A 16195-nucleotide genomic window follows, 5' to 3' on the forward strand; every position below is an offset into this window, starting at 1 on the left:
ACCGGGCAACTGCCGTTCACGCCCGGCACCTTACGTCCGGCCCAGCCCCGTGACGAGAAGCGAGACCAGGCGGCGGGCGTCGTAGCCGGGGTCGTTCTCCGCGCCGATGCAGAGGTTGCCGACGCCGCGCATCAGCTCGACCGCGGCCAGGTCGGTGTGGACCTGGCCCGCCTCGGTCGCCGCGTCGAGGAGCCGGGTGCAGACCGGGACCAGGCGGTCCAGGAAGTAGGCGTGGAGGGCGTCGAAGCCCGCCTGGTCCGAACGCAGGGCGGCAGCGAGTCCGTGCTTGGTGACCAGGAAGTCCACGAAGAGGTCGATCCACCGGCGCAGCGCGTCGTACGGGCTGGGCGCCTCCGCCAGCAGGGCCGGGCCGGCTTCGGCGCAGGCCTCCACCTGGTGCCGGTAGACGGCGATGATCAGGTCCGCGCGGGTCGGGAAGTGCCGGTAGACGGTCGCCGTGCCGACGCCCGCCCGGGCCGCGATGTCACGCAGCGGGGCCTCCACGCCCGCCGCGACGAAGGCCGCCGCGGCGGCCTCCAGCAGGGTCGTCTCGTTGCGCCGGGCGTCCGCCCGGCGGTGCCGTACCGCCTGCTCCTCGTTCTTCATCGACCGTCCTCCATCGGGTGCTCCCTCCGCCGTCACCCTATCGGGGCGTTGCTAAACGGGACGGCGTTCCGTATCGTCGCAGACGTGAAACGGGACATCGTCCCACTTGTCTTCCCGTCCGTTTGCCTGCTTGAAGGAGACTCGGTCATGCAGTACCGCACCTTGGGCCGTACTGGTGTACAGGTCAGCGCGCTCGCGCTCGGCGCGATGAACTTCGGCGCGATCGGCCGCACCACGCAGGAGGAGGCGACGGCGATCGTCGACGCCGCCCTGGACGCCGGCATCAACCTGATCGACACGGCCGACATGTACGGCCAGGGCGAGTCGGAGGAGATGGTCGGCAAGGCGATCGCCGGCCGTCGTGACGACGTCGTGCTGGCCACGAAGGCGGGACTGCCGATGGGTGACGAGCGCAATCACCGCGGCGGTTCGCGGCGTTGGCTGGTCACCGAGCTGGAGAACAGTCTGGTCCGGCTCGGCGTCGACCATGTGGATCTGTACCAGATACACCGCTGGGACCCGGCCACCAGCGACGAGGAGACCCTGTCGGCGCTGACCGATCTGCAACGCGCGGGAAAGATCCGCTACTTCGGCTCCTCGACCTACCCGGCCTACCGGATCGTCCAGGGCCAATGGGCCGCACACCGGCACCACCTGGGCCGTTACGTCACCGAACAGCCCAGCTACTCCCTCCTCCAGCGCGGCGTCGAGGCCCATGTGCTGCCGGTGACCGAGGAGTACGGGATGGGTGTCCTGGCGTGGAGCCCGCTGGCCTCGGGCTGGCTCTCGGGGGCCGTGCGCAAGGGCCGGCCCATCGCCACCAGCCGGTCCGTGATCAGTCCCGACCGCTTCGACCTCGCCCTGCCCGCCAACCAGGCCCGGCTCGACGCCGTGGAGCGGCTCGCCCTCGTGGCCGAGGAGGCCGGACTGACCCTGATCCAGCTCGCACTCGGTTTCGTCACCGCGCACCCCGCCGTGACCAGCGCCCTCATCGGGCCCCGCACCAGGGACCACCTGGACTCCCAGCTCGCGGCCGCCGACACCGTGCTCTCCGCCGACGTCCTCGACGCGATCGACGCGATCGTCGCCCCGGGCACCGACCTGGCCGCCCACGAGAAGTACGACACCCCGCCTGCCCTCCTCGACCCGGCACTGCGCCGCCGCTGACCGACGGCAGAGAGGCCGACCCATGGCATCCATGACCACGACCCCACCCAGCTTCGGGATCATGACCGCTCCCATGCAGGTGTCGTACGACGACATCCTGCGGGTCTGGCAGGAGGCGGACGCGATCCCGCAGATCGAGCACGCCTGGCTGTTCGACCACCTCATGCCGATCGGCGGCGATCCCGAGGGGCCGATCCACGAGGGCTGGACCCTGCTGTCCGCGCTGGCGGCACAGACCCGTCGGCTGCGGCTCGGGCTCCTGGTGACCAGCAACCGTTTCCGTCCGCCCGCGGTACTGGCGAAGATCGCCACGACCGTCGACACAGTCTCCGGCGGGCGGCTCGACTTCGGTATCGGCGTCGGCTCACGGCCGCACCCGCCCGAGGCCCGCCGCGAGTACCCGGCGTACGGCCTGCCCTTCGCCCCTCCCGCCCAGGCCGTGGAGAGCCTCGGCGAGGCCTGCGCCCTGATCCGGCGTCTGTGGACGTCAGCCGGACCCTTTGACTTCCACGGCACCCACCACCGGCTCACCGGCGCCTTCGCCAACCCCAAACCGGTGCAGCGCCCGCATCCCCCGATCCTGATCGGCGGCCGGGCTGCGGCGACCCTCCGGGTGGCCGCCGAACACGCCGACCTGTGGAACATCCCGGGCGGCGACATCGAGGACTGCGTCCGGCGCAGTGCCCTGCTGGACCGCTACTGCGCGGAGATCGGCCGCGACCCGGCCGGGATCACCCGCTCCATCCACCTCCCGGTGTCCTACGACCACCCGGAGACGACCCGCGCCGCGATCGCCGAGGCGCTGACCGCCGGCTTCGGGCACATCGTCCTGGGCCTGCCCGCCCCCTACCCGGAAGGAGTCGCGCACTGGGTGGCGGACGAACTCGTCGGCAAGGAGGCCTGACCTCCCGGGACTTTCCGGACTTCCCAGGTGCACCGGACCGGTGGGACGCGCATGCGTTGCGTACCGGTTGTCGCCGGGCAGCCCCGCGGCGACAACCGGCTGAGCGGGGCGTGCCGGGTTCGCGCGGTGCACGGCTCGTGGCTGAACCGTCAGCCGCTCCTACCGGAGTCCGGCCCGCTCAGGAGTCGGGTGCCACGTCTCCGGCTTTCCAACCCACGAACCGCGCGGTTCGCGCGGTCGCCCGGCGGACGTCACCAGCCGAGGACGCCCTCGTCGGTCCGCGCCTCCTGGGGCGGCGTCACCGGGCGGGGGTCATGGCAGCTGAAACCGAGCCGGGTCAGCGCGCGGCGCATTTCGAGGGTGGTGAAGTCCCGGCGGTTCTGCCGGGTGATCACCTCTCCGACCTGCATCACCGGGTAGATCCGGCCGTCGATGGTCACGCCGACGCCGGTGACGGGTTCGGGCGTGTGACTGCTCATCGAGTGTTCGACCTCGCTCTTGGTCAGGTCGAAGGGGAAACGGGCGATGACAACACGCATGGATGCCTCCTCAGGGGCGACCGCGGGGCGCGGCGGGGACGGGGGTTTCGGACGGCTGTCAGAGGGTGGGGGCGAGAACGCCCGGGGATATCCGTGGTCGTCGATGACGGGGGACACGTCCGGGGCGCGCTCCAGCGTCGCGACGGGCGTCGGCTCGGCCCGTCCGCCAGGAGCGCATCCCCCTGCCCCGGCCGTGAACCGGTCCTTCTGCGGCTACGAGTCGGTCCGTGAGGTGGAACGGCGTGTCCGGGCGGCGGACGACCGGCCTCCGCGGCCCCGGCCCCGGCCGCCGGATCGTGTGCCCTCGCGTGGTGTGTCGGCGGTCGGTGCGGTGAGCGTGACCGGCACGCCCGAGGGGGTGCGGGCGCCGGTGATGCGGTGCAGTTCGTCCTCGCCGGGGCGGACCTGGACGGCACGCGCGGTGATCCCGGCATCCGTCATCAGGCGGTCCACGGCCCGCCGTTGGTGCGGCAGGACGAGGGTGACGACGGTGCCGGTCTCTCCGGCGCGGGCGGTACGGCCGCCGCGGTGCAGGTAGTCCTTGTGGTCGGCGGGCGGATCGAAGTTGACGACCAGGTCGAGACCGTCGACGTGGATGCCGCGGGCGGCCACGTTGGTCGCGACCAGGACCGAGACATGGCCGTCCTTGAACTGGGCGAGTGTCCGGGTCCGCTGCGACTGGGACTTGCCGCCGTGCAGTGCCGAGGCCCGCACGCCGACGGCGAGCAGCCGCTTGGCGAGCCGGTCCGCCGCGTGCTTGGTGTCCAGGAACATCAGCACGCGTCCGTCCCGGGCGGCGATCTCGGTGGCGGCGGTCTCCTTGTCGGCGTCGCGCACGTGCAGCAGGTGGTGCTCCATGGTGGTGACCGCGCCCGCGGACGGGTCGACCGAGTGCACGACGGGGTCGTGGAGGTAGCGGCGGACCAGGAGGTCGATGTTCCGGTCCAGGGTGGCCGAGAACAGCAGTCGCTGGCCGCCGGCGGGTACTTGGTCGAGCAGTGCGGTCACCTGCGGCATGAAGCCCATGTCGGCCATCTGGTCGGCCTCGTCGAGGACGGTGATGCCTACCTGGTCCACCCGGCAGGCGTCGCGCTCGATGAGGTCCCGGAGGCGGCCGGGCGTCGCGACGACGACCTCGGCACCGGCCCGCAGGCTGCTGATCTGGCGGCCGATCGACATGCCGCCCACCACGGTGGCGAGCCGCAGCCGCAGGGCCTGCGCGTAGGGGGTGAGCGCGTCGGTGACCTGCTGGGCCAGTTCCCGGGTGGGGACGAGGACCAGGGCCAGCGGCTGCTTGGGCTGGGCGCGCTGTCCGTCCAGCCGGGCCAGCAGCGGCAGGCCGAAGGCGAGCGTCTTGCCCGAACCGGTGCGGCCCCGGCCCAGGACGTCCCGGCCGGCCAGTGCGTTCGGCAGCGTGGCGGCCTGGATCGGGAAGGGGACGGTCACGCCCTCGGCGCGCAGGGCGGCCAGCAGCCGTTCCGGCATGTCCAGTTCGGCGAACGTCTCGACGGCGGGCAGCGGTTCGGTGAGGGTGACCGGCAGCGCGAACTCCTGGCGACCGGGGGTGGAGCGCTGGCCGTTCTTGCGGCCGGTGCCGGTGCTCTGACGGGGACCCTGGTGGCCGGACCCCTGGGAACGGAAGCGGTTGCCGGACGGGGCGCCTGCCGAGCGTGTGGTGCTCCGGTCCGTACGGGGGCGCCCGGAAGTACCGCCGTTGCGGCGGGTGCGGTTCATGAAGGAACCTTCCTCGATGCGGCGTATCGAGGAATTCCGGCCGGCGGGCAGATGGCCGCGCGAGGAATCACAAGAAACAGCCGGAGAAAAAAGAGAAAAGCTGGGGCCCGCACCCCAAGAGCGCGGGCCCCAGCCTCAAAACGCGCGAGAACGTGACTCGCAGCGGTTCGCGTCAGCTTCAGGCGGGAACGATGTTCTCGGCCTGCGGGCCCTTCTGGCCCTGCGTGACGTCGAAGGTCACCTTCTGGCCTTCCTGAAGCTCGCGGAAGCCCTGGGTGGCGATGTTCGAGTAGTGGGCGAAGACGTCGGGGCCGCCACCCTCCTGCTCGATGAAGCCGAAGCCCTTTTCCGCGTTGAACCACTTCACGGTGCCAGATGCCATATTGAATCTCCCTTGAGGGGCAGTGCCGGACTCCGCACTTTACGAAGCCGAGTCGCCGCGATGATCACCCCTCCGGAATGATCCGGAAAGCTTTACAAAGAAAAAATTTCTCTGGCAACCAAAACTGCAACTGCTATCACGCTAACACAGGCAGGCGGTAAGCGGCCATGTGTTTCCGGTGCAGCACGCGAATTCTAGTGTCGCCGCCGGGGTTATTTCTGTACTGGCGGGACTAGGTATTCGTGCCGTACCCGTCGAGCCTGCGGCTGATTTCCCGGTTCAGCCGGAGGGCGTCCGCCAGCTGGTTCTCCAGGGAGATGATCCGGCACGCGGCGTCCACGGGGGTGCCCTGGTCGACCAGTTCCCGGGCGCGCGCGGCGATGCGCAGCTGACGGCGGGAGTACCTGCGGTGACCTCCTTGCGAACGCAACGGAGCGATCAGCCCGGCCTCGCCCACCGAGCGGAGGAAGGCGGGGGTGGTGCCGAGAACGGCGGCGGCCCTTCCCATGGTGTAGGCCGGGTAGTCGTCATCGTCGAGGTTGTCGGCGACCGGGGCGTTCTCAGCGGGCATGACACCTTCGTTTCGGGGACGCGGCGGGGGACCCGGGCGGGCCTGGCACCGGTCGGGGAAGGATCCGCCGCCATCCGCGTCGCACGGCAACCCTAACGCCGTCGGTCCTGGAGATGTGACTCCGCCGTGACAGATTTCCGTCAGCGGCCTGGCCGGTGCGCGGCGTGGCCGGCCGCCCGCGCCCGGCACGTGATCAGTCCGTTCGGCGTATCGCCGACGCCGCGGCGGCGCGTCCGCCGAGCGCGTCGGCGATGTCGGGCTCCGCCGCCCGCGAGGTCGCGGGACCCACCGCCTCCTCGAATCGGGGCACGGCACTCGGGATCGGCTCGGGATCCGCCACGAACACGTCGACGGCCGGGCTCATCGCCACACGATCACCCCGGGTGCGGCCCCGGCGTGTCCCCATGCCGGCCGCACAGCGTGCCCCGCCCGGTGATCTTCCCGGCCTGTCGGTCTGCGCCTCCGGTCGGGCCTGCGGGGATCCGTCCGCGGCTCTCGGCGGCGACCGTCGGCCGCGGCGGGTCCGGTTCGCCCGGCGCGGTGTCCGGGGCGGTCCGCACGGCGTCGGCGAGGCCGTCGTACGCGCCCGTTCAGCGTGCCGCGCGCAGTTCGGCGTAGAGCTCCCGGCCCTGCCAGGTGCGCGGCGCGGCCTCCGCCGCCCGCACCAGGGTGACCAGCCGGGCGTTCGCGGGGGCGGTCCGTCCGTGGGCGGCGGCGAGGGCGACGATCTCGCCCTGGAGGGAGTCGATCTCGGTGGCCCGGCCGCGTTGCAGGTCCTCCCACATCGAGGAGCGGGCCTGCGCGTCGATCCGCAGGGTCGCCCCCGCCAGCCGCCGGAACAGGCCGTCGGGCAGCGCCAGGACGTAGGGGGTGACAGCGGGCGCGGTGGGGCCGAGGCGGGCCGGGGTGAGCCCGGCGGCGCGGTAGGCGGCGAGGGCCTCCCGCTGGCACAGGGCGAGGCAGCGGCGGTAGGCCCGCTCGCCGAGCTGGTCGCGGAGCGGCAGCCCGGACAGGGCGTTGACCGCGTTGTTGAGGTTCAGCAGCAGTTTGGCGTGCTGCACCTCGGACATGTCGGTACGGGCCTCGACGGCCAGGTGCGCCGCGCGGAAGGCGGTGACGAGCGTGGCGTCCGGCTCGGTCATGAGTCTGCCCGGCATGCCCTGGTGCACGGTGCCCGGCCCGGACCGCACCACGTTGTACGGCACCATCCCGGCCAGCACGGTGTGACCGGGGAGAGCGGCGCGCAGGGTGGCGGGGTTGCGCAGCCCGTTCTGGAAGCTCACCACGACCGCGCCGGGGGCGAGCTGCGCGGCGAGTTCCCTGGCGGCGGTCGCGGTGCCGGCGCTCTTCACGGTGACCAGCACGTAGTCGGCGTCGGCCGCGGCCTGCGCGCCGGTGGCCAGCGTGAGCCGCTCCGGCGCGAGATGGACGGGCGGCCGGACGGAGGTGCTGAGGGTCAGTCCCCGCTCGCGCAGCACGTCCATGGCGGCGGGCCTGCCGATGAGCGTCACGTCGTACCCGGCGGCGCGCAGATGGCCGCCGAGGTGACACCCGATGGTGCCGGCACCGAGAACGGCGAAGCGGGGCTTGGACAGCGGAGGCGCGGGAGGCTGGGGAGGCACGGGAGGTACGGAGGGCATGGGGGCTCCTGCGGAAGGCTCGTGATCAACCGTACTCACGTTCGTGCTCTCCTGGCGATGGCGTCACACGTTCCGGCCGGACGGCGTTTCTCCCCGCGGCCCGTGCCGCCCCGGTCTGGTACTGCCCCGGCCCTGATCGGCCGTCCGTTTCCGTCGGAGGAGCCGCCGTCATGTCCGCACCGGAGAACATCGCCCTCGTCCGCCGCTTCTACGCGTCCAGGGTGGCGCCGGAGGTCTTCCAGGAGGTCATGGACCCGGAACTCGTCTGGGGCATCACGCCCGGTTTCCCCGGCGGCGGGGTCCATCACGGCCCGCAGAGCGTGGGCCGGGACTTCTCCGGCCCGCTGATGGAGAACTTCGACACCTTCTACCCCGTGGGCGAGGAGTACTTCGCGGACGGGGAGGACCATGTCTTCGCCCTCGGGCACTACCACACCGTGAGCAGGCGGGGGGGCGACGGCCGACGCCAGGTTCATGCACCTGTGGACCGTCCGTGACGGCAGGCTGGCCGCGCTCCGGCAGGTGAGCGACACCCTGGTCGTGGACCGGGTGATCAGCGGCTGACGCCGCCGAGCCCTTCGAGACCGTCCAGCAGCATGCCGAGCCCGCCGAGGAACTCGCGGTCGGCTTCGACGTTCCGGGCGTCGTGGGCGGTCTCGGCCATCAGCGGGAAGTCGTCGGACGACAGTTCGGCGATGGCCGCCGTCCCGGGACCGGCCAGGGAGCCGAGATGCTCCAGCTGGATCGCCCCGTTGAGGTAGCTGAGCAGCGCGCGCAGGGCGACGACCCGCCGCTCTCCCGTCACGCCCGTCCCGCCGAGGACCACGAGCACGGTCTCCGACCAGCGCAGCACCCCGAGGGAGTGGTGGCGGTGGGCGATGATCAGCGGGACGACCGCGGGATGGGCGCCCACGGCCTCGCGCATCCGTCGCACCAGGACCGTGATCCGTTCGCGCCACGGGGCGCCGGGGTCGGGCGGCTCGGTGTCCACGGCGCCCAGGACGAGCTCCACGACGAGCCTCTCCAGCTCCTCGCGGTCGCGCACGTACCGGTAGAGCCCCATGGTGCTCATGCCGAGTTCCCTGGCGACGGCGCGCATCGACAGTCCGGCGAGCCCCTCGCGGTCGATGACGGCGAGAGCGGCCGAGGCGAGCTGGTCGGGGGTGACGGAACGCGGTCGTGGCATGGCGGTTGACAGCGTACGGCATACGCCTACGCTGGTAGGCGTATGCCGTACGCTTACGGAGGGGAACAGTCATGCGCACACCCCGTAGCCCCATGGGTCCCGGCTCCACCGTGCCCCGGCGCGGTCTCAGTACGGTCTCCGGCGACCCCGTCACCGTCCCCGACCCCACCCGCCCGGTCCACCTCCAGTTCCGGCGCTTCGCCGGATGCCCGGTCTGCAATATGCACCTGCGCTCGGTGGTGCGGCGGCACCACGAGATCGAGGCCGCCGGGATCCGCGAGGTGGTCGTCTTCCACTCGCCCGCCGAGGAACTGCGCCGCCACACCGGAGACCTTCCGTTCGCCGTCGTCGCCGACCCGGACAAACGGCTGTACCGGGAGTTCGGCGTGGAACAGTCGCCCCGCGCCCTGCTCGCGCCGCGCGCCTGGTGGCCGATCGTCCGAGCGGTGGTGAGCGGCGCCTGGCACGTCGTCCGCGGACGCGAACACCTGCCCGCCAGCAGCCCGCACGGCGGCCGGCTCGGCCTTCCCGCCGACTTCCTCGTCGCCCCCGACGGCCAGATCCTGGCCGCCAAGCACGGCGAGCACGCCTACGACCAGTGGTCGGTCGACGAACTCCTGGAACTGGCGGCGCGCGCGGCCCGCACGCCCCCTCCCGCGCATCCCGCGCCCGCCGAACGGCCGTGACCGGCCACCACCGTCCAGGGAACGGCCGTGGACCAACGGCCGTGGACCAACTCGACGGCGTCGAAGCCGTCGAGCACGACGCCCGGGCCGGGGAACAGCCGGAACAGGACGTGCGGACGCGGTATCAGGGCACGGCCCGAGCGCTTCGCCCGGCGCAGCAGGTACTCGGGTCGGTCTGAGTATCCGTGCTCTGTCCGGCACCCGGACCGGCCGCGACGCTGAACGCATGAGAATTCACAAGCCAGTTCCTCAGGCCGTGCTGCCGGCGCTCGCGTCGGCCGGGGCGTCGGCGGCGGCCTGGGCCGGGTGGCTGGGCTGGGACCAGCGGTACGACGTGCAGGCAGACGGATCGACGAGCGGGCCCTACGAGGTCTGGCAGGTCGGCGGGCTCGTGCTCACCCTGCTGGTGGCCGTCGGCTGGACGGCCGTCCGGGGACACAGCGCGGCCGCCGTGGGCGGTACGACCGCGGGGCTGACGCTCGCCGCCTGCGTCGACTGGTCGGACGACGCCAGCGGCCTGTTCATGGTGGGAGTGGCCCTGGTCATGGTGGGCACCTTCGTCGCCTCGGCGGTCGTCTGCGCCGTGATCGACGTGCTGCGCCGGGACGTTCCCGTCCCCCACTAGGGCCTGCCCGGCGGATCAGGCCGCGGGAAGTCCGCGCCTCATCGGCGCCGCAGGCGGGCCCGGCGGCCCCTGCGTCCACGGCGTGATCCGCCGAGCGGCCTCAGGGTCTCTCCGCATCAGGGTCTCTCCGCCCCAGGGCCGCCCGGCGACTGCCGTCCGGCTCGCGGGGCCGTGCACGCGCCCGCTAGACGAGCGCCGAGGCCGGCAGTGGCTGTTCCGCCCAGATCGTCTTGCCGGTCGGCGTCTGGCGGCTGCCCCAGCGTTCCGAGAGCTGGGCGACCAGGAGCAGACCCCGGCCGCCCTCGTCGTAGACCCGTGCCCGGCGCAGATGCGGGGCCGTGCTGCTTCCGTCGGAGACCTCACAGATCAGGGACGCGTCGCGGATCAGGCGGAGGGCGATCGGGCCGTCGCCGTAGCGGACCGCGTTGGTGACCAGTTCGCTGACGATCAGCTCCGTGACGAAGGCCGCGTCCGTCAGGCCCCAGGCCTCCAGCTGCCGGGTCGCCATCTTGCGGGCCCCGGCGACCGCCGCCGGATGCCGCGGGAGCTGCCAGGTGCGGACCTTCCCGGCGCCCAGGGCACGGGTGCGGGCCAGCAGGAGCACGATGTCGTCGGCCGGGCGGTCGGTCAGCAGCGTGTGCAGGACGCGGTCGCAGGTCTCCTCCAGGGGTGCTGCCGGGGCGGCCAGGGCCCGGCGGAGGAGGCCCAGGCCCACGTCGATGTCCTGGCCGGTGGTCCCCACCAGGCCGTCGGTGTAGAGGGCGAGCAGGCTGCCGTCCGCCAGTTCCACCTCGGTGGACTCGAAGGGCAGGCCGCCCAGGCCGAGCGGCGGGCCGGCCGGCAGGTCCAGCAGACGGACCTCGCCGGCGGGGGTGACCAGGGCGGGCGGCGGATGGCCGGCCCGGGCCATGGTGCAGCGCCGGGTCACCGGGTCGTACACGGCGTAGAGGCAGGTCGCGCCGACCTCCCCCGACGTGGTCCGCGGGTCCTCCTCCCTGGCGAGCCCGATGACGAGGTCGTCCAGCTGGGTGAGGAGTTCGTCGGGGGCGAGGTCGACGTCCGCCAGCGTCCGTACCGCCGTGCGCAGGCGGCCCATCGTCGCCGAGGCGCGGATGCCGTGGCCGACGACGTCCCCGACGACCAGGGCGACCCGGGCGCCGGACATCGGGATCACGTCGAACCAGTCGCCGCCGACCTCCGCTCCGGACCCCGTGGGCAGATAACGGTAGGCCACCTCGGTCGCCTCCAGGTCGGGCGGCGGCCGGCCGGGCAGCAGGCTGCACTGGAGGGCGAGCGCGGTGCGGCGCTCCCGGGTGTAGCGGCGGGCGTTGTCCACGCACACCGCGGCGCGGGCGACGATCTCCTCCGCGAGCCGCTGGTCGTCCTCGGTGAACGACTCGGGCGTGCGGTGCCGCAGGAAGTGCACCAGGCCGAGGGTGACACCACGGGCGCGCAGCGGGACCATCAGCACCGAGTGGATCATGGGTCGGGCGACGGTGCCGGCGCGGGCCTGGAAGGCGCCGATCCACTCCGTCATGCCGGGGTCGCCCGGCCGTTGGCGGGTGCCGTGACCGGCGAGCAGGGTCCACATCGGAGGCGTGTCCACCGGGTAGCGGACCGGGTCGCCGGGGTCGGCCACCTTCTCCGGGCAGCCGGCCAGCACCGAGCGGTGCGCGATACGGCGTACGGTGACGGGCTCGTCGGTCGGCAGCGGTACCGGCTCGTCGCCCTGGGCGACGGACTCCAGCAGATCGACGGTGACGTAGTCCGCGAACCCGCCCACGGCGACCTCGGCCAGCTCCTCGGCGGTCCGGGTCACGTCCAGTGTGCTGCCGATACGCAGGCTCGCGTCGTTGAGGACGGCCAGGTGGCGGCGGGCCCAGTACTGCTCGGTGGTGTCGAAGACGATCGCGGACAGGCCCTGCACGGTGCCGGACGCGTCCTTCAGCGGGGAGAGGTACATCGACCAGGCGTGCTCCCGGGTCTCCCCGGGCGCCTGGGCGTGCTGCTCGTGGAAGACGGTCCGCCCGGTGCGCAGGACCTGCCGCTGGAGGCGGTCGTACTCGTCGAAGGGCGGGCCGGACTCGATCTCCCGCAGGGTCAGGCCCCGCATCTCCGCCACGGGCAGGCCCATGACCTCGGTCATGACCTCGTTGGCGGCGACCAGCCGGGCCTCCCGGTCGTAGATCGCCACCGGCACGGGCAGCTGGGCGAGCGTGAAGTCCCACAGGGTGGCCGCCCCGGGCTGGTCGTGCCCGGACACGGCCGTCCGCACGGCACCGCTCACCAGCCAGAGCGGCCGGTCGCCCGCGTCCGCGAGAGGGATGCCCTGGAGGCGTACGACGATCCGGTCGCCGTTGCGGTGCCGCAGAGCCACCTCCGTGGACCAGCGGTGCGCCGCGGCGATGTGGCGGCGCGCGGAGGCGGGCAGGCCGGTGGCGAGCAGGTTGCGGGCGGGGAGGCCGACGATCTCGCCGGGTTCGTATCCGAGCAGCCGCCGGGCACCGGCGCTCCACACCAGGACCGACCCGTCGGCGTCGACGACGACCGCGAGGTCGTCGGGTACGACTGCCGGGCCTTCCGGTTCCCGTCCCTCCATGGTGCCTCCGGGTGCCCGGCGGCCCGCGCGTCCGGGATGCCCGCACCCGCTCCCAGCATCCCGCCGCGCGGTGCGCCCTACAACCGACTCCGGAGTACGGCGGCCGGTGCCACCCCTACGGCCCGCGGCCGTCACCACGGGGTCCCGCACCCCGGCCCGGCCCCGCCGCCACGGCCGTCCGCAGCAGGAGCACCGCCACGTCGTCGGTGTGGCCACCGGCCGGCCAGGTGTACTGGACGAGGTCCTCCATCAGGCGTTCCAGGTCGTGCGCGTCGGCCCGGGCGAGGTGGGCGGCGAGGTCGGCGGTGGCGTGCTGGACGTCGGTGCCGGCGCGTTCGATCAGGCCGTCGGTGTACAGGGCGAGGACGGCACCGGCCGGCAGCGCGGCGCGGGTGACGGGATAACGGGCCTCCGTGTCGACGCCCGGGGGCGGGCCGGGGTCGACGTGCAGGCAGTGGGCCCGGCCGGGCGCGGGGCGCAGCAGGGGCGGTGCGTGGCCGGCACTGGCCATGGTCAGTTCCTGGCCGAGCAGGTCCAGGTGGACGTAGAGGCAGGTCACCAGGAGGTCGGAGGAGAGGTCGGCGAGCAGCCGGTTGGTGCGGGCGATGACCTGGTCCGGGGCGGCTCCGGTGGTGGCGTGGGCGTGGATGGCGGTGCGGACCTGCCCCATCAGGGCGGCCGCGGCCATGCTGTGGCCCTCCACGTCACCGATGACGGCCGCCGCGTGGTGGGCGTCGAGGCGCAGCAGGTCGTAGAAGTCGCCGCCGACGTCGATGCGCGTCGGGCCGGTGTGTGCCGTGCGGACACGGCCTAGGATCCTGGCCATGGCCCAGACCATGAGCGAGGTGGACCGGTTCGAGGCGGCCAGGCCCCGGCTGGCGGCCCTCGCCTATCGCCTCCTCGGCTCCGCGAGCGAGGCCGAGGACGCCGTGCAGGAGACGTACCTGCGCTGGCAGGCCGCCGACACCGGCCGTATCGAGGTCCCCGCGGCCTGGCTGACGAAGGTGCTCACCAACCTGTGCCTCAACCAGCTCACCTCGGCCCGCGCCCGGCGCGAGACCTACGTGGGCCAGTGGCTCCCCGAGCCGCTGCTCGCCGGAGACCCGATGCTCGGCCCTGCCGACACCGCCGAGCGGCGCGAGTCCGTGTCGTACGCCGTCCTGACCCTGCTGGAGCGGCTCACGCCCGGCGAGCGGGCGGTGTACGTGCTGCGGGAGGCCTTCGACTATCCGCACCGGGAGATCGCCCGGATCCTCGACATCACCGAGGCCGCCAGCCAGCAGACCTTCCACCGGGCCAGAGGGCATGTCGCGGCCGGCAAGGCGCGTGCCGAGGTCGACGAGGCCGCCGCCCGGCGGATCATCGAGGAGTTCCTCACGGCCGCCACCAGCGGCCGGACCGAGCCGCTGGTCCGGCTGCTCACCCAGGACGCCGTCGCGGTCGGCGACGGCGGCGGGAAGGTGCCGGCCCGGGCCAAGGCGTTCGAGGGCGCCCTCGCGGTCGCGACGTTCATGCGGGGCCTGTTCAAGCCGGGACCGGCACAGCGGGCCCTGGCCGGCGGCCCGGTCGAACTCCACGCCGCGACCGCCAACGGCGGCCCCGCCCTGGTGGCGGTCGTCGACGGGCGGGTCTTCGGGGTCATGTGCCTGGAGATCACCGCCGAGGGCATCGCCGCGCTCCGCAACCAGGTCAACCCCGACAAGCTCGAACGCGCGACCAGGCAGTGGACGGCCACCGGCCACGGCGAACCCCTGCTCCGGCTCTTCTGACCGGGTGTGAGCCGCTTCACTCCGCGTTCCTGTCAGGAAACGGCGGGCTGCCCGGTTCAAGGGGCGACCCGCTCGACCCGCCGTTTCCCGACAGGAGCACGGACATGCAGCACCGCATCGTCGTCCTCGGCGCCGGATACTCCGGAGCCATCGCCGCCGGCCGTCTCGCCAGGCGGCTGCACCGCGAAGACGTCGCCATCACCCTCGTCAACGCCGAACCCGACTTCGTCGAGCGTGTCCGGATGCACCAGCTGGCGACCGGCCAGGAGCTCAGGTCCCGGCCCCTCGCCGAGATGTTCGCGGGCACCGGCGTGCGGCTGAGGTTCGCGAGGGTCACCGCCGTGGACGCCGACCGGCGGACGGTCACCACCGTCGACTCAGGCGACAGGGACGGGAAGACGGAGGTGCTGGAGTACGACAGCCTCGTCTACGCCCTCGGCAGCGCCTGGAACGACCAGGGCGTCCCCGGCACCGCCGAGCACGCCCACCAGATCGCGAGCCGCGCCGGCGCGCTCCGGCTCCGCGAGCGCCTCGCCGCCCTGCCGGCCGGACAGCCCGTGCTCGTGGTCGGCGGCGGACTCACCGGTCTGGAGGCCGTCACCGAGATCGCCGAGGCCCGCCCGGACCTGGCCGTCGCCCTCGCCGCCCGCGGTGCCCTCGGTGACTGGCTCTCCCCCAAGGGCCGCCGGCACCTGCGGAAGGTCCTCGACGGGCTCGGTGTCGCCGTGCACGAGCACAGCGCCGTCACCGCAGTGGCGGCCGGCCATGTCACCACCGCCGACGGCGCGACGATCCCCGCCGCGGTCACGGTGTGGACCACCGGCTTCGCCGTCCACCCCGTCGCGGCGGCCGGCACGCTGGAGGTCACCGGCTCCGGCCGGATCGTGGTCGACGGGACCATGCGGTCGGTCTCGCACCCGGACGTGTACGCGGTCGGCGACGCGGCGCTGGCGGCGGGCCCCGGCGGCAAGCCGCTGCGCATGTCGTGCGCCACGGGCGCCCCGATGGCGTGGCAGGCCGCGGACGCCCTCGCGGCCCGCCTGACCGGCGGAAAGCTCCCGAAGGTGCCGCTGCGCTACTTCAACCAGTGCATCTCGCTGGGCCGCGGGCAGGGCCTGATCCAGTACGTCACCGCGGACGACCGCGCCGTACGGCAGGCCCTGACGGGACGCACCGCCGCCCTCTACAAGGAACTGGTCTGCAAGGGCGCGGCCTGGGCGGTGGCCCACCCGACCCTCGCCCTTCCGACCCGCACCCGCCGCACCCTGCCCGCCCCGGCCCGCACGCCGGAGAGGACAGCCACCTCGGCCTGAGCCACCGGTCTCCGTCCGCCGGCTCCGCACGGCCCGCCACCACGGCGGGCCGTGCACACCCGCACGGACACCGGTCGCTACGCGCCCTTCGGCCCCGCCGACTGCACCACGTCGAAGGACCACAGCGTCGACCCGGAAGCCGCCGGCTTCGCCCGCTCGCCCTCGGCACCCCCCTGATGCGCCGTCTTCATCGGCCCCTCCATCCACGCCTGGAAGGCCTCCTCGTCCCGCCACCGCGTGTACACGAGATACTGATCGGTCCCCTCGACCGGACGCAGCAGCTCGAACCACTCGAACCCGTCCGAGTTCTCCACGGCGTGCGCCCGGGACGCGAACCGCTTCTCCAGCGTCTCCCGCTGCTCGACGGGCACGGCCAGCACGTTGATCTTGACTACGCTCATGCGCCCATCCTGCCGCAGGGATGATCAGGAAGGCGTGAGCGGCCGGGAGGCTTTGTCCGCGCGCGTTCTGAAG

At 73.1% G+C, this 16195-nt stretch carries 18 protein-coding genes; 7 read left to right on the forward strand and 11 right to left on the reverse strand.

Features of this window, described 5'->3' with window-relative positions:
• Positions 1-30: 30 nt before the first annotated feature.
• Entirely contained in the window at positions 31-606 is a 576-nt protein-coding gene (locus ACFXI4_RS08415; RefSeq protein ID WP_362724714.1) for a TetR/AcrR family transcriptional regulator, read from the reverse strand.
• 147 nt (positions 607-753) lie between these two features.
• Between ACFXI4_RS08415 and ACFXI4_RS08420 the strand changes: the two genes are divergently transcribed.
• Both ACFXI4_RS08420 and ACFXI4_RS08425 read left to right on the forward strand, forming a co-directional pair.
• Entirely contained in the window at positions 754-1773 is a 1020-nt protein-coding gene (locus ACFXI4_RS08420) for an aldo/keto reductase (protein ID WP_384988946.1), read from the forward strand.
• 22 nt (positions 1774-1795) lie between these two features.
• Positions 1796-2677, forward strand: coding sequence for an LLM class flavin-dependent oxidoreductase (locus ACFXI4_RS08425; protein ID WP_384988947.1), 882 nt, complete (start codon positions 1796-1798; stop codon positions 2675-2677).
• A gap of 251 nt (positions 2678-2928) precedes the next feature.
• Here ACFXI4_RS08425 and ACFXI4_RS08430 read toward each other — a convergent pair whose 3' ends face one another.
• From ACFXI4_RS08430 to ACFXI4_RS08455, 6 genes are all read right to left on the reverse strand, one after another.
• Positions 2929-3216 (reverse strand): SCO5918 family protein, encoded by a 288-nt coding sequence (locus tag ACFXI4_RS08430; RefSeq protein ID WP_384988948.1) that lies wholly within the window; start codon positions 3214-3216, stop codon positions 2929-2931.
• 213 nt (positions 3217-3429) lie between these two features.
• A complete protein-coding gene (locus tag ACFXI4_RS08435) occupies positions 3430-4950 on the reverse strand; it encodes a DEAD/DEAH box helicase (RefSeq protein ID WP_384988949.1) in 1521 nt (506 codons plus the stop codon).
• A gap of 178 nt (positions 4951-5128) precedes the next feature.
• Positions 5129-5332 (reverse strand): cold-shock protein, encoded by a 204-nt coding sequence (locus tag ACFXI4_RS08440; protein ID WP_031482971.1) that lies wholly within the window; start codon positions 5330-5332, stop codon positions 5129-5131.
• Positions 5333-5564: 232 nt separating this feature from the next.
• Positions 5565-5903 (reverse strand): MerR family transcriptional regulator, encoded by a 339-nt coding sequence (locus ACFXI4_RS08445; protein ID WP_384988950.1) that lies wholly within the window; start codon positions 5901-5903, stop codon positions 5565-5567.
• A 193-nt stretch (positions 5904-6096) separates the two neighbouring features.
• Positions 6097-6267 (reverse strand): hypothetical protein, encoded by a 171-nt coding sequence (locus ACFXI4_RS08450; protein WP_384988951.1) that lies wholly within the window; start codon positions 6265-6267, stop codon positions 6097-6099.
• Positions 6268-6493: 226 nt separating this feature from the next.
• Positions 6494-7543, reverse strand: a complete 1050-nt coding sequence (locus ACFXI4_RS08455; RefSeq protein WP_384988952.1) for a 2-dehydropantoate 2-reductase — start codon at positions 7541-7543, stop codon at positions 6494-6496.
• A 170-nt stretch (positions 7544-7713) separates the two neighbouring features.
• Between ACFXI4_RS08455 and ACFXI4_RS08460 the strand changes: the two genes are divergently transcribed.
• Positions 7714-8040 (forward strand): nuclear transport factor 2 family protein, encoded by a 327-nt coding sequence (locus tag ACFXI4_RS08460; RefSeq protein ID WP_384988953.1) that lies wholly within the window; start codon positions 7714-7716, stop codon positions 8038-8040.
• A gap of 56 nt (positions 8041-8096) precedes the next feature.
• Here ACFXI4_RS08460 and ACFXI4_RS08465 read toward each other — a convergent pair whose 3' ends face one another.
• Positions 8097-8729, reverse strand: coding sequence for a TetR/AcrR family transcriptional regulator (locus ACFXI4_RS08465; RefSeq protein WP_384988954.1), 633 nt, complete (start codon positions 8727-8729; stop codon positions 8097-8099).
• 71 nt (positions 8730-8800) lie between these two features.
• On the opposite strand from ACFXI4_RS08465, the gene ACFXI4_RS08470 reads away from it, so the two are divergent.
• Both ACFXI4_RS08470 and ACFXI4_RS08475 read left to right on the forward strand, forming a co-directional pair.
• On the forward strand, positions 8801-9415 hold the full coding sequence (locus tag ACFXI4_RS08470; protein ID WP_384988955.1) for a peroxiredoxin-like family protein: 615 nt from the start codon (positions 8801-8803) through the stop codon (positions 9413-9415).
• Positions 9416-9641: 226 nt separating this feature from the next.
• Positions 9642-10040 carry a hypothetical protein gene (locus ACFXI4_RS08475; RefSeq protein ID WP_384988956.1) on the forward strand — a complete coding sequence of 133 codons (399 nt, stop codon included), beginning with the start codon at positions 9642-9644 and terminating at the stop codon, positions 10038-10040.
• A gap of 184 nt (positions 10041-10224) precedes the next feature.
• Here ACFXI4_RS08475 and ACFXI4_RS08480 read toward each other — a convergent pair whose 3' ends face one another.
• Together ACFXI4_RS08480 and ACFXI4_RS08485 are read right to left on the reverse strand one after the other, a co-directional pair.
• A complete protein-coding gene (locus ACFXI4_RS08480; protein ID WP_384988957.1) occupies positions 10225-12639 on the reverse strand; it encodes a SpoIIE family protein phosphatase in 2415 nt (804 codons plus the stop codon).
• Between the two features lie 115 nt (positions 12640-12754).
• Positions 12755-13465, reverse strand: a complete 711-nt coding sequence (locus ACFXI4_RS08485; RefSeq protein ID WP_384988958.1) for a PP2C family protein-serine/threonine phosphatase — start codon at positions 13463-13465, stop codon at positions 12755-12757.
• On the opposite strand from ACFXI4_RS08485, the gene sigJ reads away from it, so the two are divergent.
• Positions 13464-14408: an RNA polymerase sigma factor SigJ gene (gene sigJ / locus ACFXI4_RS08490; protein ID WP_384988959.1), complete on the forward strand. Its 945-nt coding sequence runs from the start codon at positions 13464-13466 to the stop codon at positions 14406-14408. The genes ACFXI4_RS08485 and sigJ overlap by 2 nt on opposite strands.
• A 104-nt stretch (positions 14409-14512) precedes the next feature.
• Entirely contained in the window at positions 14513-15721 is a 1209-nt protein-coding gene (locus ACFXI4_RS08495) for an NAD(P)/FAD-dependent oxidoreductase (protein WP_384988960.1), read from the forward strand.
• Between the two features lie 77 nt (positions 15722-15798).
• Here ACFXI4_RS08495 and ACFXI4_RS08500 read toward each other — a convergent pair whose 3' ends face one another.
• A complete protein-coding gene (locus ACFXI4_RS08500; RefSeq protein ID WP_384988961.1) occupies positions 15799-16122 on the reverse strand; it encodes an antibiotic biosynthesis monooxygenase family protein in 324 nt (107 codons plus the stop codon).
• Between the last annotated feature and the right edge of the window lie 73 nt (positions 16123-16195).

The organism is Streptomyces sp. NPDC059224, assembly GCF_042754285.1.
GTDB lineage: Bacteria > Actinomycetota > Actinomycetes > Streptomycetales > Streptomycetaceae > Streptomyces.

Coding starts and splice junctions, on each gene's coding strand:
- ACFXI4_RS08495 (WP_384988960.1), top strand. CDS start 14,513: ATGCAGCACCGCATCGTCGTCCTCGGCGCCGGATACTCCGGAGCCATC.
- ACFXI4_RS08460 (WP_384988953.1), top strand. CDS start 7,714: ATGTCCGCACCGGAGAACATCGCCCTCGTCCGCCGCTTCTACGCGTCC.
- ACFXI4_RS08480 (WP_384988957.1), bottom strand. CDS start 12,639: ATGGAGGGACGGGAACCGGAAGGCCCGGCAGTCGTACCCGACGACCTC.
- ACFXI4_RS08415 (WP_362724714.1), bottom strand. CDS start 606: ATGAAGAACGAGGAGCAGGCGGTACGGCACCGCCGGGCGGACGCCCGG.
- ACFXI4_RS08485 (WP_384988958.1), bottom strand. CDS start 13,465: ATGGCCAGGATCCTAGGCCGTGTCCGCACGGCACACACCGGCCCGACG.
- ACFXI4_RS08470 (WP_384988955.1), top strand. CDS start 8,801: ATGCGCACACCCCGTAGCCCCATGGGTCCCGGCTCCACCGTGCCCCGG.
- ACFXI4_RS08475 (WP_384988956.1), top strand. CDS start 9,642: ATGAGAATTCACAAGCCAGTTCCTCAGGCCGTGCTGCCGGCGCTCGCG.
- sigJ (WP_384988959.1), top strand. CDS start 13,464: ATGGCCCAGACCATGAGCGAGGTGGACCGGTTCGAGGCGGCCAGGCCC.
- ACFXI4_RS08500 (WP_384988961.1), bottom strand. CDS start 16,122: ATGAGCGTAGTCAAGATCAACGTGCTGGCCGTGCCCGTCGAGCAGCGG.
- ACFXI4_RS08425 (WP_384988947.1), top strand. CDS start 1,796: ATGGCATCCATGACCACGACCCCACCCAGCTTCGGGATCATGACCGCT.
- ACFXI4_RS08445 (WP_384988950.1), bottom strand. CDS start 5,903: ATGCCCGCTGAGAACGCCCCGGTCGCCGACAACCTCGACGATGACGAC.
- ACFXI4_RS08440 (WP_031482971.1), bottom strand. CDS start 5,332: ATGGCATCTGGCACCGTGAAGTGGTTCAACGCGGAAAAGGGCTTCGGC.
- ACFXI4_RS08465 (WP_384988954.1), bottom strand. CDS start 8,729: ATGCCACGACCGCGTTCCGTCACCCCCGACCAGCTCGCCTCGGCCGCT.
- ACFXI4_RS08420 (WP_384988946.1), top strand. CDS start 754: ATGCAGTACCGCACCTTGGGCCGTACTGGTGTACAGGTCAGCGCGCTC.
- ACFXI4_RS08450 (WP_384988951.1), bottom strand. CDS start 6,267: ATGAGCCCGGCCGTCGACGTGTTCGTGGCGGATCCCGAGCCGATCCCG.
- ACFXI4_RS08435 (WP_384988949.1), bottom strand. CDS start 4,950: ATGAACCGCACCCGCCGCAACGGCGGTACTTCCGGGCGCCCCCGTACG.
- ACFXI4_RS08430 (WP_384988948.1), bottom strand. CDS start 3,216: ATGCGTGTTGTCATCGCCCGTTTCCCCTTCGACCTGACCAAGAGCGAG.
- ACFXI4_RS08455 (WP_384988952.1), bottom strand. CDS start 7,543: ATGCCCTCCGTACCTCCCGTGCCTCCCCAGCCTCCCGCGCCTCCGCTG.